Origin of the sequence: Pseudomonas sp. ADAK7 (assembly GCF_012935675.1) — a bacterium.
Classification (GTDB): Bacteria; Pseudomonadota; Gammaproteobacteria; order Pseudomonadales; family Pseudomonadaceae; genus Aquipseudomonas.
The window spans coordinates 7,024,614-7,037,884 of the sequence record NZ_CP052861.1; the positions used below are offsets into that span (position 1 = coordinate 7,024,614).

Annotated in this window: 13 protein-coding genes; 9 read left to right on the top strand and 4 right to left on the bottom strand. The window is 61.7% G+C overall.

Annotation, left to right across the window (positions count from 1 at the left end; translation table 11 throughout):
- Positions 1 to 4 precede the first annotated feature (4 nt).
- Positions 5 to 907: a LysR family transcriptional regulator gene (locus HKK53_RS32055; protein ID WP_169374075.1), complete on the bottom strand. Its 903-nt coding sequence runs from the start codon at positions 905 to 907 to the stop codon at positions 5 to 7.
- Positions 908 to 1,002: 95 nt separating this feature from the next.
- Here HKK53_RS32055 and HKK53_RS32060 point away from each other — a divergent pair, with 95 nt between their 5' ends.
- The 7 genes from HKK53_RS32060 to aepX all read left to right on the top strand — a co-directional run bounded on the left by HKK53_RS32060 (position 1,003) and on the right by aepX (position 8,947).
- Positions 1,003 to 2,223, top strand: a complete 1,221-nt coding sequence (locus HKK53_RS32060) for an MFS transporter (protein WP_169374076.1) — start codon at positions 1,003 to 1,005, stop codon at positions 2,221 to 2,223.
- Between the two features lie 34 nt (positions 2,224 to 2,257).
- On the top strand, positions 2,258 to 3,082 hold the full coding sequence (locus tag HKK53_RS32065) for a hypothetical protein (protein WP_169374077.1): 825 nt from the start codon (positions 2,258 to 2,260) through the stop codon (positions 3,080 to 3,082).
- Between the two features lie 53 nt (positions 3,083 to 3,135).
- Positions 3,136 to 4,371: an MFS transporter gene (locus HKK53_RS32070; protein ID WP_169374078.1), complete on the top strand. Its 1,236-nt coding sequence runs from the start codon at positions 3,136 to 3,138 to the stop codon at positions 4,369 to 4,371.
- 62 nt (positions 4,372 to 4,433) lie between these two features.
- Entirely contained in the window at positions 4,434 to 5,663 is a 1,230-nt protein-coding gene (locus HKK53_RS32075; protein WP_169374079.1) for a pyridoxal phosphate-dependent aminotransferase, read from the top strand.
- Positions 5,664 to 5,718: 55 nt separating this feature from the next.
- Entirely contained in the window at positions 5,719 to 6,564 is an 846-nt protein-coding gene (locus tag HKK53_RS32080) for a hypothetical protein (RefSeq protein ID WP_169374080.1), read from the top strand.
- Positions 6,565 to 6,619: 55 nt separating this feature from the next.
- Complete coding sequence (fumC, locus tag HKK53_RS32085) at positions 6,620 to 8,008, top strand: class II fumarate hydratase (protein ID WP_237150818.1); 1,389 nt, start codon at positions 6,620 to 6,622, stop codon at positions 8,006 to 8,008.
- Positions 8,009 to 8,056: 48 nt separating this feature from the next.
- Positions 8,057 to 8,947: a phosphoenolpyruvate mutase gene (aepX, locus tag HKK53_RS32090; RefSeq protein ID WP_169374082.1), complete on the top strand. Its 891-nt coding sequence runs from the start codon at positions 8,057 to 8,059 to the stop codon at positions 8,945 to 8,947.
- Between the two features lie 24 nt (positions 8,948 to 8,971).
- On the opposite strand, the gene HKK53_RS32095 is transcribed toward aepX, so the two are convergent.
- Together HKK53_RS32095 and HKK53_RS32100 are read right to left on the bottom strand one after the other, a co-directional pair.
- The gene (locus tag HKK53_RS32095; RefSeq protein ID WP_169374083.1) at positions 8,972 to 10,378 is read right to left on the bottom strand and encodes a M15 family metallopeptidase; all 1,407 of its coding nucleotides are present in this window, start codon (positions 10,376 to 10,378) and stop codon (positions 8,972 to 8,974) included.
- Between the two features lie 26 nt (positions 10,379 to 10,404).
- Positions 10,405 to 11,292 carry an AraC family transcriptional regulator gene (locus HKK53_RS32100; RefSeq protein ID WP_169374084.1) on the bottom strand — a complete coding sequence of 296 codons (888 nt, stop codon included), beginning with the start codon at positions 11,290 to 11,292 and terminating at the stop codon, positions 10,405 to 10,407.
- Positions 11,293 to 11,429: 137 nt separating this feature from the next.
- Here HKK53_RS32100 and HKK53_RS32105 point away from each other — a divergent pair, with 137 nt between their 5' ends.
- A complete protein-coding gene (locus HKK53_RS32105) occupies positions 11,430 to 12,161 on the top strand; it encodes an SDR family NAD(P)-dependent oxidoreductase (RefSeq protein ID WP_169374085.1) in 732 nt (243 codons plus the stop codon).
- Positions 12,112 to 12,330: a VOC family protein gene (locus HKK53_RS32110; protein ID WP_442962275.1), complete on the top strand. Its 219-nt coding sequence runs from the start codon at positions 12,112 to 12,114 to the stop codon at positions 12,328 to 12,330. The genes HKK53_RS32105 and HKK53_RS32110 overlap by 50 nt, the downstream gene beginning before the upstream one ends.
- Before the next feature lie 3 nt (positions 12,331 to 12,333).
- Here HKK53_RS32110 and HKK53_RS32115 read toward each other — a convergent pair whose 3' ends face one another.
- On the bottom strand, positions 12,334 to 13,242 hold the full coding sequence (locus HKK53_RS32115) for a MurR/RpiR family transcriptional regulator (protein ID WP_169374087.1): 909 nt from the start codon (positions 13,240 to 13,242) through the stop codon (positions 12,334 to 12,336).
- Positions 13,243 to 13,271 lie beyond the last annotated feature (29 nt).

Here is a 13,271-nt window from a genome sequence, read left to right on the forward strand (position 1 = left end):
GGGTTCATCGATCCCGCTGCAGCAGTTCCTCGACCACGCCCATAAAGGCCTCGACGAGCAGGCTGCGGCCCTGGGTTCGCGTGAGTATCAGCAGTTCCGCGCGGGCTGCGGGGTCGGCCAGTGGCCGGTAAGTCACGCCTTTTTTGGCCAGGGTCCTGGCGCACTCGGGAACCAGGGCGACGCCCTGGCCGGCGGCCACTAAGGCGATGATCGAGGTGATTTGCCGCCCCGACGGACCCGGACGGATGGGCAGGTCGTTGCTGCGGTACAGGTGCTCGATGGATTCATTGAGCCCGGAGCCATAATCGGCCGGAAACAGAATCAAGGGGTGCGCGCTGAGTTGGGCCAGGGTGACTTCGTCCTGGCTGGCCAGCGGGTTGTCGCTGGAGAGGGCCGCCACCAGCGGTTCGCCGCCCAGCGACAGGGCCTGAACCTCGGTTTGCCCGCGCTCAGGCAGCAGGCGGCTCAGGCCGATATCGATGCGGCCATCGACCACTTGCGAATACAGACTGCCGGACGCACTTTCCACCAGGGTCAGTTGCACGTCCGGGAAGCGCTGGGCAAAGGCTTGCAGGGTGTGGCTGAACAGGTCCGACAGCGCAATCGAACTGGCGTAACCCAGGGCCAACTGACCGGCCGAACCGGCGGCCAGTTTGCCAGCAATGACTTCGGTCAGGCTGGCCTGATCGAGGACGGCCTGGGCGTAAGGCAGGAAATGCCGGCCCTGGGCCGTGAGCGTAACCGTGCGGCTGGTGCGATCGAACAGGCGAAAGCCCAGCTCGGTTTCCAGCGCCGAAATCTGGCGGGTCAGGGGTGGCTGGGCGAGGTGCAGGCGCAACGCCGCGCGGCCAAAGTGCAGCTCTTCGGCGACCGTCAAAAAGTAACGTAACTTGCGTAGGTCAAGCATCCTGATCCCTAGGTATTGATCGGTCCGAATTCGGTATTGGTGTTCAGCCGGCTGCGTATTCTATAAAGACCTCCGGTATTAAAACGAGAGGTCTCATGAATTTGCGCCTGCACAGTGCTCGCGTCGCCCTGTTTCTGTGTGGCTGTGCGGCTTTTCTCAACCTCTATTCAACCCAGAGCATTCTCCAGGAGTTTGCCCTGAGTTTTCAGGTGAGCGCTCGCCAGGCCGGTTGGAGTATCACTGTCACCACCCTGGCAGTCGCTATCACGGCCCCGTTTATCAGCCGCTTGACCGGTCGCTTCGAGCAACGCTCGGTGATCGTGGTCGCGGCGTTGCTACTGGCGGTGCCGGCGTTGCTGGCCGCGCGTGCCGACAGCTTTGCCGAGTTGCTGGTCTGGCGCTTTATCGAAGGCATGCTCATCCCGGTGGTCTTCGCCACCAGCGTAGCGTACATCGGCGACCGCTGGCGCGGCGGCACCGTCACTGAAATCACCAGCCTGTATGTGGCGGGGACGGTGCTGGGCGGTTTTGCCGGGCGTTTCGTGGCGGGGATCATGACGCAATACGTGGGCTGGCGTGAGGCCTTTGAACTGTTGGCGATCATCAGCTTGCTGGTCGGCATCGCCATCCACGTCTTGTTGCCGGCCAATCCGGTGCTGGCGGCCAAGGCATCGCCTGTTCGTCGGCACACCTTTCGCGACCTGTGCCACAAGCCTTTGCTGGCGGCGTATGGCGTCGGTTTTTGTGTGCTGTTTTCCCAAGTGGCGACCTTTACCTACGCCGGGCTGTACCTCAGCCAGGCGCCGTTCAACCTGGGCGCGGCGGCGCTGGGGACGATTTATGCGGTGTTCCTGCTGGCGCTGGTGGTCATCCCGATTGCCGGCCGCTTGAGCAAATTGCGACCGCAATCCGAATTGCTCACGGGCGCCGTATTGCTCGGGGTCTGCGGCTCGATCCTGACCCTGATGCCTTCGCTGTGGCTGATCGTCCTGGGTCTGGCCCTGAGTTCGACCGGGGTGTTTCTCGCCCAGGCGTCGGCGAATGCTTTCATCACGGCCACCGCCCGGCACAACAAGGCCGGGGCTGTCGGCCTGTACCTGACCGGTTATTACCTGGGCGGCAGTTTCGGCGCCATCGTCCCGGCAATGATCTGGAGTCGCTGGGGCTGGCAAGGCTGCGTGGCGCTGATCATCGGCTTCCAGCTGTTGTCGCTGCTGATCGCCCTGACTGGCTGGAAACCCCTCAAACCCGAAACACCCGATACACCGGTCGCACGCGGCCACAACGGTTCCGGCCGAACCGGTGAACCTGCCTGATTCATCATCCAATAAGGGAATAGAAGAGGTGACCATGAGTAACGTAATGACCCGCCACAGCCAGTTGTTGAAGATCGTCGAGCCGGTGCTGAACGACATGCCTGCCAGTGTGTTGAAGCATGCGCTGTTCGAGGCCTTCTGGAGTGAAGAAGAGGCGTTGGTGGACATTGAACATGCGTTCGAGCAACTCACCTCGCGTCGTCATTCACCGGTCGCCTTGCGCAAGTTTTTCGCCAGTTGGTCCAAGACCAACAACTCGGCCACCAGTGTGTCCGGCCTGGCCAACCGCATTACCTTGCTGGCGCGCTCCGAGCAAGGTTCCGAGTGCGCCGAGCAGCTGTACCGGGCCTGCGGCAGTCTGCAACGGATCACCGATGAAGACCTGGGTGCGCTGGGTAACATCGTGCACTCGGACCTGTTCTACAACATGGCCACGCCGTTGTGCGGCGATGACCAGTGGCTGCTGAAGGAAAACTGCCTGCCTTCGGCCCAGGCCTTCAAGGACTGGACCGACACCCGCCGCCTGCGCGATCGCGATTTGTTGCAGGGTTTGCTGACAACCTTGATCCACGAGGTGTACACCCACGGTGAAGTGGAATTTATCCACCCGTTGTACAAGCAGTGGTTCGTGCGCGACATGGGCGTGCCGGAATCCAAGGCCCGCGCCACCGTCGCCTGGGTCACCGTGCACACCGGCGGCACCGAGAGTAACCATTTCGCCCATGCCGTGGCGGCGGTCAGTGAGTTTGTCGAGGCCATGCAAATCGCCGTTGACCACCAGACCGCACGGGAGATTTTCGCCGAGTACCTGCGCCGCAAAGCCACGGTGATGAAGGATTGCGCACAGCTGTTGCAGTGACGGTGGCTCAGCCTGCTTGACTATCAATATCCACTTTCCAGCCGCACAAGACGATGAACGATCTGACACACGAAGTAGTTTCCCCGCGCGCCGCGCCACCGGCCGATGCTTCTGTGCGTCGCCGCTCACTGGTGGCGGGTTGTGGCGCGCATGCGGTGCATGACGGGTTGACCGACGTTATTTATGTGCTGTTGCCGATCTGGCAGGCGCAGTTCGGCCTGAGTTTTGCCCAGATCGGCCTGCTGCGCGGGGCCTATGCCGGGATGATGGCCGGGTTCCAGCTGTTGGCCAGCCGCGCCGCCAAACGCTGGGGGCGCGAGCGCCTGCTGGTCGGCGGAACGGCACTCGCCGGCCTGGCCTATTTGCTGGCCGGGCAGGCGGGCGGGTTGACGGTGCTGTTGCTGGCGCTGCTGTTGGGCGGATTGGGCGCCAGTACGCAACATCCACTGGCCTCGTCGTTGATCACCGACAGTTACGAGGCGGGTGGTGGGGTCAAGCAAGCGTTGTCGCAGTACAACTTCTCCGGCGATATCGGCAAAACGTTGATCCCGGGGTTGATCGGTCTGTTGCTCACGGTCATCAGCTGGCGCGCCAGTGTCACGCTGCTGGGGCTGCTTGGGCTGGCCGCCGCGGCTTTGCTGTGGTGGTTGATCCCGGCGCGTACTGGGTCGGTGTCGGCAAAAAGCAAAGCGTCGAAGGCGATACATGGGCAGGGTTCCGCCAGCGGCCTGCGCGCCCTGATCCTGACCGGCACCCTGGACAGCGCAGTGCGCATGGGCTTTCTCACCTTCTTGCCCTTTCTCCTGAAAGACAAGGGCGCCGGCACCGCGGGCATCGGTCTGGCCTTGACGATGCTGTTTGTGGGCGGCGCGTTCGGCAAGTTGCTGTGCGGCTACCTGGGCGCGCGCATCGGCATGGTCAAGACCGTGTGGCTGACCGAGTTCACCACGGCGGTGCTGATCGTCATGGCGGTGTACCTGCCGTTTTTCGGCCTGATGGTGATGTTGCCGCTGTTGGGGCTGGCGTTGAACGGCACCTCGTCGGTGTTGTACGGCGCCGTGCCCGATCTGGCCGGGCCGGGTAAGCGCGAGCAGGCGTTTGCGGTGTTTTACACCGGCACCATCGGCGCTGGCGCACTGGCGCCGGTGTTGTTCGGCAGCCTCGGTGACATCACCAGTGTGCCCGTCGCGGTGATGCTGTTGGCCGCCACCCTGTTGCTGACGCTGCCGTTGTCCTGGTGTGTACAACGCGGTCTGGACGCGGATGCACGGTTGTATCAGAGCGAATAGTTGACGGGCCACCGCCCGTGACCAGGTCGCTTGGTTTTCAAGTCGTTTTCGCAGGTAGAAGAATGAATAACAGTGAGCCCTCTGCACGCCGATTGTCGTTATCCCATCGCGCCCTGATTCTCAAGGCGCCCGGCACCTCCAGCATGCGCAGCAAAGCCAATGCCTTGAAAGAAAGCGGCATCAAGGTCATCAACTTTGCAGCGGGTGAATTATCGTTCGATGCCTGCGAGGACATGAAGGCGGGCGCCATCGACGCCATCAACGGCGGGCGCAATCGTTATACGCCACCCATTGGCTTGCCCCAGCTTCGGGAACGCCTGGCGCAACAGGTCAGCCAGCGTTGCGGCGTCCCGTACGCGGCCAATGAAGTGGCCGTGACCGCTGGCGCCAAACAGGCGCTCTACAACGCGGCGATGGTGCTGCTCAATCCCGGCGACGAGGTCATTGTTCCGACGCCGTACTGGGAAACCTCGCCCACACAGATCCTGTTGGCCGGCGCCACTCCGGTGTTTGTCGATACCAAGGAAGACGACTATCGCCTGACCTGCAAAGCCGTCGAAAGAGCCTTGTCGCCCCGCACCAAAATGATCGTGATCAACACCCCGAACAACCCCACGGGCACGGTGTATCAACGGGAGGAGTTGCGCAAGATTGCTCAGCTCGCCTTCGATCATCAGCTCTGGGTGGTGTTCGATGAGTGCTACCGCAAACTGGTACGTCACCCCCATGAACATCAGAACATCGTGTCGCTGTTTCCAGCCCTGAAAAACCAGACGGTGTTGGTCGATTCGTTCTCCAAGAGCCAGGCCGTCACGGGCTGGCGCGTGGGTTACGCCTGTGCCCCGGCCGAGGTCATTGCGGCCATGCACAACTTGCAGGGCCACACCACGTCCAACCCCAGCAGCCTTGCCCAATATGCCGCGCTGAACACCTTGATCGCCGACTCACCGGACTTTGCCCGCCAGGTCAATACCTTCCTCGACGGCCAACTGCAGGCGGCGTGTACCTGTCTCGGTTATGTCGATGCCATTACCTGCGCGCCACCGGAAGGGGCGTTTTACCTCTATATCGACGTCTCCCGAAAGTTGGGTTGCCGTTACCTCGGCACGAAAATCCGCGACGTCGATCATCTCGCCGATCTGTTATTGACCGAGGCCCATATTGCCGTGGTCCCCGGCTCAGGCTGTGGCGACCCCAACAGCATCCGGATTTCCTACGCCGTCGAGCGTGACGAGTTGATCGAGGGCATGACGCGCTTCGGTCAGTTCATGGCAGAAGTCGTCGCGGATTGACGGCGGGTATTCATCTTGTCGTAGAGCAATGAACCACCTAATAAGGAGATAAGCCGTGGAACAGTTGAGCTGGAATTTTATCGGGTACGTCAAACAGGCACTGGTTGATGTCGAGGACAGAAATCTTGTTGAAGCGCTGCTGAGTGGTTTTCACCGCCACCCCGACAAGCTGGATAAGTATTGCGAGACCTATGTCGACATGACGTCCAGCAACTGGACCGAGTCGTCGCTGTGTACGTTCTTTTGTGGCTGGCGCAGCCCGGATGGCGCGGCCCATGCGGTCTCCAGCATTATTGTGCGGATCCTGCAGGAGTCCGAGTCGTTAACCGACGAGGCCAAGTTGAAGATGCTGGAAGCGGCGCGGCACTGCGGGGAAATCATCATTGAAGACGTGGGGCTCGGCGAAATGCACGGGCATCCGCACCATTCGAAGTTGTATTACCGCATGGCGTCGGCCATTTGCGGCTCCGATGACTGGCGCCTCCAGGACCGCTTCCTGGACCCGGTCACCAAAGAGTTTTCCAGTTGGGTCGGGGAAAAAAGACCGCTGGCACCGGACCTGATCGAAGCGCTGGAAATGATGGCCATGACCGAGTTGTTCAACACCGGCGAATACAACTTGATGACCCCGATGTGGAAAAAGTGGCTGCGCGAAGTGCGGGGTTATCCGTCGGGTGAGGCCAATCGCGTCGCCGCGTTCCTCAGCGTCCATTGCGGCAGCGTCGAGGCCCGTCATTTCAAGCATGCGGCACAGGCGCTGGAACTCTACGCCAGCGCCACCGGGCAGCCGATCAACTACCTGCGCATCGAGCGTCTGTCCAAGGACTACGTGGCCAAGGCCTGTGAGCACCTGGGCAAGATGGCGTCCGTGTTGCGCAGCGAAGTGCCTGCCTGGGATTGACGTCCATACCGGTCATTTACCGATCCCGCCGTCAGCGGCTTTCCACAGGGAATTCATCATGCGTGTCGAATCCGATTCAATGGGTACCATCGAGGTGCCTTCCGACAAATATTGGGGCGCTCAAACCGAACGTTCCATCGTCAATTTCCCGATTGGTCGCGCCCGTTTTCAATGGGGCACGCCGATGATCAAGGCGATGGGGATTTTGAAAAAATCCGCGGCGCTGGCCAATCTGAAACTGGGTGAATTGCCCGAGTCCATCGCGTTGCCGATTGTCGCGGCCGCGGAGGAAGTGATTGCCGGGCAACTGGACCAACACTTCCCTCTGGTGGTGTTCCAGACCGGCTCCGGCACCCAGTCCAACATGAATGCCAACGAGGTCATTTCCAACCGCGCCATCGAGATGCTGGACGGGGTGATGGGCAGCAAGTCGCCCGTGCACCCCAACGACCATGTCAATCGCGGGCAATCGTCAAACGACACCTTTCCGACCGCGATGTACATGGCGGTGGTCAGCGAGGTCTTCGAAACGCTGCTGCCGGACGTCTCCCGTTTGCGCGACACCCTGGCCGAAAAATCGCTGCAGTTTTGCGAAGTGGTGAAAGTCGGGCGCACCCACTTGCAGGACGCGACGCCGATCACCCTGGGGCAGGAGATTGGTGGCTGGGTCGAGCAGATCGATTATGCGTTGGCGTCGATCAAGCACAACCTGACCGGCCTGTACGACCTGGCCATTGGCGGCACGGCAGTCGGCACCGGCCTGAACGCCCATCCGGCGTTTGGTGACGAGTGCGCGCAGGCCATTGCCGAGTTGACCGGTTACCCGTTCAAGTCCTGCGCCAACAAGTTCTTTGCTCTGTCGGCCCACGATGCATTGGTGAACACCTCTGCTGCGATCCGCACGCTGGCCATGGCCTTGCTCAAGATCGCCAACGATGTGCGCTGGTTGGCCAGCGGGCCTCGATGCGGTATTGGCGAAATCGATATTCCGGAGAACGAACCGGGTTCGTCGATCATGCCGGGCAAGGTCAACCCGACCCAGTGCGAGGCCCTGACCATGGTCTGTACTCAAGTCTTCGGCAACGATGCGACGGTGGCCTTTGCCGGCAGCCAGGGCAACTTCCAGCTCAATGTCTATAAGCCGGTGATGGTGCACAACGTGTTGGAGAGCATCACCTTGTTGGCGGACGCGTGCCGGGCCTTCAACGATAACTGCGCCGTCGGTATCGAGCCGAACCTTCAAAAGATCAACGACAACCTCGAGAAAAACCTGATGTTGGTCACCGCGCTCAACCGGCACATCGGCTACGACAAAGCGGCGGTCATCGCCAAGACTGCCCATCACCAGGGCAAGTCGTTGCGCGAGGTGGCCGAACAGCTGGGCCTGGTGTCCACGGCGGATTTCGACCGCTACGTTGTGCCCCTGGACATGACCCACCCGTAACCGCTGCGCAGTCGCTCGCCTGACAATAAAAAAAGGAGCTGGATTTTCATGAAGGATACTGAAACCCGCCGAAGTCACCTGGCAGCGCTGTTCGAGAGCAAGCGTTGCCTGCGCGTACTTGAAGCCCATAGCCCGATCTCCGCCTTACTGGCACAGCGCGCCAAACTTGAAGTGAGCCCAGGGCAAAGCGTGACCTACGACGCCATTTGGTCGAGTTCGCTGACGGACTCGACCCAGCGCGGTTTGCCGGATATCGAGATTCTGTCTCCCAGTAACCGCTTGCACGGCATTCGCGAGATTTTTGATGTGTGCTCGATGCCGTTGATATTCGATGCCGATACCGGCGGCAAATCCGAGCACTTTGCGATTCATATCAAAATGCTCGAACGGGCAGGCGTCTCGGCGGTGGTCATCGAAGACAAATGCGGGCTGAAGAAGAACTCGTTGTTTGGCAATGCCGTCAGCCAGGAGCAAGAGTCCATCGACGAGTTCTGCGAGAAGATTCGTACCGGCTGTGCCAGTCGCGACAGTCAGGGGCTGATGATTATTGCGCGCTGCGAAAGCCTGATTCTCGACCGCGGCATGGACGACGCCATCACCCGTTGCATGGCCTACGTCGAGGCCGGCGCCGACGGCATCATGATCCACAGCCGCAAAAAGGACGGCCTGGAAATCCTCGAATTTGCCCGGCTGTTTCGCCGCCAATGTGCGCACGTGCCGCTGATTTGTGTGCCCACCAGTTACGCGCATCTGCGGTTTGAGGTGTTGGAGAAAGCCGGGTTTAACGCGGTGATCTACGCCAATCACATGTTGCGCAGCGCGTACCTGGCGATGCGCGATATGGCGGACGGCATATTGGCCAACGGTCGCACCCTGGAGATGGAAAACCATTGCTTGGGGATCGAAGAAATACTCGATCTGGTGCCTGGCACCCGGTAGTTCTGTGGCGAGGGGGCCTGCGGATCACCGCTCCGGAAGCCCCCAACGCTCACGCAACTGCGCATATTCCGCCTCCGGCAATTGCACTAGCAGCGGCATCTGGCGCGGGTCCAGCCAGGCGAACAGCCGCGCAATGTCCGCCGGATCCATGGCTGTACATCCCAGCGTCGGCGCAGTCGGGCCACGCCAGATATGAAAGAAAATGCACGAACCTGAACCGGCCGCCGCCGGGGTGTTGTGCTCGATAAAAATACCTCGGCGGTACATGTCATCGTCGCGGCGCATGGTTTCGGAGCTGTTCCAGTCCTTGGCCAGCGTCGCGCCGTCAACCAGTTGGTTGTAGCGTGTGGACTGGCTGTCATCCACGCATTCGACGGTCGGGGTCAGCGGCAGGTAAGGCAGTCGGGTATCGGCGCTGTTGTCGTAGCCGAAAGCCGAGCCCAGTTTGAAGATCCCGGCCGGGGCCTTGCCGTCGCCCTCGTGCTTGATCGGCCCGTTGCGTTGCTCAACGACGGTCAATCCTTTGCCCCACGCCAATCCGCTTTTACCGACCACCACCGCAAACGGCGCGCCGGATTTTTCAAAGGTCTGCCCGTGGCGCTCATAGCGCTGGGCGGTGCCCTGGATGTCGGTCCAGTTTTTGGTGGTGACGATGATTAACTGATGACTGCTGCTGAGTTCCAGCGGGGTAATCGGAAAATCCATCACCTGGTTCAACGCTGGATTGCCGTTCCAGGTGAAGTGCCACCACTCCTTCGAATAACCGACAAACCCTTCTTTGGCCATGGCGCTGGTCAGTCGCTGGCGATTGGCGTTGGCGGTCGCATTGATCGCGCTGCTGTCGGTGTGCGCCGGTTCGTCGAAACAGTCGAAACCGGTGCCCATGTCCAGCGCGCCGTCGTGCCAGCGCTGACCATAAGGGGCGGTGCAATCGACTTGTTTGGCCGCGGGCGTCCAGGTGTCGGCGGGTAGGGCACTGGGGCCGGTCAGGGTCAGGTCCACCGTGCTGCCCTTGGAATGCCCAGAGACCCGCGCCACATAACCCAAACGCCAGAAGTCCTGCTTGTTCACGCGCGGATAGAACTCGGCTTTGGTCGGATCGCCCGGGACCTTGGCGAAATTGCCCATGTCGGCCACCGCACGAGCAGGGCGATAACAATCGAAGACCTTCAACCCGTAGCCTTGCGCATGCAGCGCGGTTTGCACCCGGGCGAGGGCTTTGGCCGCGTCCGCTGACAACAGGCACTCGGGCGCCTCGTAACCGTCGAGCGGGTGGCCGGTGAAGTTGTGGGCCGTGGCGTAGCGGATGTCTTGCTCGATGCTCGGGGCGATCGAACGCAGGTAAACCATGTGCTCGGGCCGAGACTCGGCGCTGGCCATGCTCGGCACGATAAGGCACAGGCTTGCCAGAATTTTGCTTGGAACGTTCATGCGATGCCTCCAGAGAGTGTCCATATTCACCGGGGCGCGCCTCGGGTATCCGCCAGGATCCGCGCCGCGTCCCGCGCCGGTGGCAAACCGAATACGCGAGCATAGTCGCGACTGAACTGGGTGGCGCTTTCATAACCGACGTCGAACGCGGCGCTGGTGACGCTGTGGGCGCTGGCCACCAGCAGCGTGCGGGCATGCAGCAGGCGAACGCGTTTTTGATACTGCAAGGGGCTGAAGTTGGTCACGGCTTTAAAGTGGCGGTGGAAGGCCGACACGCTCATCGCCGCTTTCTGCGCCAAGGCGTCCACTCGCAATGGCTCGGCGAAGTCGCGGCGGATCCACTGGATAGCCAGGCTCACGCGGGTCATCGCCGAATCCGGCGCGGCGATTTCCCGCAGCATTCCACCGTGGGGACCTTGCAACACCCGATAGAGAATCTCCCGCTCGTAGACCGGGCTCAACGCCGCGATATCCGCAGGCCGGTCCATCAAGCGCAGCATCCGCACCCACGCATCCATCAGCTCCGGCGTGACCGCCGCAATTGAAAAACCCTGTTCGTGACGGTCGACTGCCGGGGGCAGATCGGCCAGCAGGTTCGCCACCACGGTAGGGTCGAGGGTCAGGCTGACGGCCAGGTACGGCTCGCCGGTCGCCGCTGGATGCACCTGGCCCACCGCCGGCAGCTCGATGGACATGACGAAGTACGTCGCCGGGTCATAGCGCAACGTTTGGTCGCCGACGGTCATCGACTTACTGCCCGTCAGGATCAGGTTGATCATCGGGTCGTAGACCGCAGCCAGCAGGTGTTCCGGGATCGCACCCTGGACCATCGCCACCCGTGGAATACCGGTCTCGGTGCGGCGGTTTTCAGCCCTGGCGGCGAGGGATCTAAGTTCATTCAGCTGATTGTTCATGGGGGACATCTGATCCCATGACTACTCACGGCGCAAGCAAAAAGCAGAAACAGGCAGGTTTCGAGTAGAAACGGCTGCGCCCATCCGCAGGTCAATCGCTACCGTGGTGACTCACTTCATTCACAGCGGAGCAGCACATGAACGTTATCCTGATCACCGGCGGCAGCCGCGGCATTGGCGCCGCCACCGCCCGCCTATGTGCCCGGCGCGGCATGGGCGTCATCCTGACCTACCAGAGCAAACGACAGGCGGCCGAGTCAGTCGTGGAAAGTATCCATGCTGACGGCGGCAAGGCAGCGGCGCTTGAACTGGACGTGGGCAATGTCGGTTCCTTCGGCGGGTTTGTCGAATCGGTGCAGCAGGCGCTGCAATCGACCTGGCAAACGACGACCCTGAAAGGCTTGGTCAATAACGCCGGACACGGTCTGTTCAACCCGATCGCGACCGTCACCGAGGCGCAATTCGACAGCCTGCTGGGCGTCCACCTCAAAGGCCCGTTCTTCCTGACCCAGGCCCTGTTGCCGTTGATGGAGGAGGGCGCGAGCATCGTCAACCTGACCAGCGCGACCACCCGCGTGGCCACCGCTGGCGTCGCACCGTATGCCGCGTTCAAGGGCGGCCTGGACGTGCTGACCCGCTACATGGCCAAGGAGTTCGGCGAGCGGCGCATCCGCGCCAATGCCGTCTCGCCCGGCGCGATCCGCACGGAGTTGGGCGGCGGCCTGAACGACGAATTCGAAGCCCTGCTCGCCGGGCCACCCGGACCTCAAGGGCTTCGGCGCGCAGGGACGGGTGTTTTTCTGGTTGCGCGAAGGGGGGGTGGAGGGCCGAGCCGCGCATGTCGGGTTCGTCGCCAACAGCACCGCTGAAGTCGACGCCGCCTATGCTGCGGCAATGGCGGCCGGCGCTACCGACAATGGCGCGCCCAGCGTACGGCTGTATTACGACCCACGCTACTACGCCGCCAATGTGTTCGACCCAGATGGGTACAGTCTCGAGTTTGTCTACAAGAGCTGGCAGCACTCGCCGTCAACGTGAACATCATTTTTTCGGCACCTTGCCGCTGCTGGGAATATGCAGGTAAGCCATCACGCTTTCCGTCAGCTCAGTCGCCAGTTTCACCGCTTCCTTGTTCCGCGCCATCACCCCCGCGACCAGACCTTCGATCAACGCGAGGACGGCGATGTTGGAGCTGGTCAGCACTGGATGATCGGCCGGGGCAAACAATGTGTGTTCGGCGATGCTGGTCAGCGGCGAAGCGGGGGAGTCGGTGATCGCCAGCACCGTGGCGCCACGTTCGCTGGCGAAGCGCGCCAGTTGCAGGGTGTCGAGGGAATAGCGCGGCAGAGAGATCGCCAGCAACACGTCCTGATCGGTGATCGCGGCCAAACGGTACGCGGCGTTTTCGTTGCCGCCTTCCATGCTGATTGCCGTGGCGTCGGCGCAGAACGGCATCAGGGTCGAGGCGGCGAGGCCGGCGAAGTAGACGCTGTTGCCAAAGCCGAGGATGTAGATCTTGCGCGCATTGATCAGGCAGGTGACGAAGGCCTCGAAGGTGTCAGCGTGGTTGTTGGTCGCTGCTGTGGCGAGGTTGCTGCTGGCGCTGTGGATTTGCTCGTGCAGGCCAAATGCGCCGCCAGTGCGATGGGCCAGTTCGTTGCGCAGCTTGTCCACCGGCGACACCATCTGCTGCAAGGTCGCGACCAGCTCGGCCTTCATCCCGGTGTAGCCACCGAGGTCCATGGCTTTGGCCAAGCGGTTGACCGCAGCGGGCGAAGTGGACGTTTCGTGGGCCATCTCCTCGATGGTCAACGTCGCGGCGCGCAAGGGGTGGCGCAGGATAAAGTCCGCGACCTTGCGCAGCGACGGCGGCAACTCGGCGACGATTTCCGCCAGTTTGCGCATGACCGGCGCGGCATAGACCGTGGTGTTTTTCGAAGAGGTCGGCATGTGCGGCTCAACAGTTCCTGAGGGCATAA

Excerpts from the sequence above, each read along its gene's own strand:
- HKK53_RS32055 (WP_169374075.1), bottom strand. The coding sequence starts at position 907 with ATGCTTGACCTACGCAAGTTACGTTACTTTTTGACGGTCGCCGAAGAG.
- HKK53_RS32060 (WP_169374076.1), top strand. The coding sequence starts at position 1,003 with ATGAATTTGCGCCTGCACAGTGCTCGCGTCGCCCTGTTTCTGTGTGGC.
- HKK53_RS32065 (WP_169374077.1), top strand. The coding sequence starts at position 2,258 with ATGAGTAACGTAATGACCCGCCACAGCCAGTTGTTGAAGATCGTCGAG.
- HKK53_RS32070 (WP_169374078.1), top strand. The coding sequence starts at position 3,136 with ATGAACGATCTGACACACGAAGTAGTTTCCCCGCGCGCCGCGCCACCG.
- HKK53_RS32075 (WP_169374079.1), top strand. The coding sequence starts at position 4,434 with ATGAATAACAGTGAGCCCTCTGCACGCCGATTGTCGTTATCCCATCGC.
- aepX (WP_169374082.1), top strand. The coding sequence starts at position 8,057 with ATGAAGGATACTGAAACCCGCCGAAGTCACCTGGCAGCGCTGTTCGAG.
- HKK53_RS32095 (WP_169374083.1), bottom strand. The coding sequence starts at position 10,378 with ATGAACGTTCCAAGCAAAATTCTGGCAAGCCTGTGCCTTATCGTGCCG.
- HKK53_RS32100 (WP_169374084.1), bottom strand. The coding sequence starts at position 11,292 with ATGAACAATCAGCTGAATGAACTTAGATCCCTCGCCGCCAGGGCTGAA.
- HKK53_RS32105 (WP_169374085.1), top strand. The coding sequence starts at position 11,430 with ATGAACGTTATCCTGATCACCGGCGGCAGCCGCGGCATTGGCGCCGCC.
- HKK53_RS32115 (WP_169374087.1), bottom strand. The coding sequence starts at position 13,242 with ATGCCGACCTCTTCGAAAAACACCACGGTCTATGCCGCGCCGGTCATG.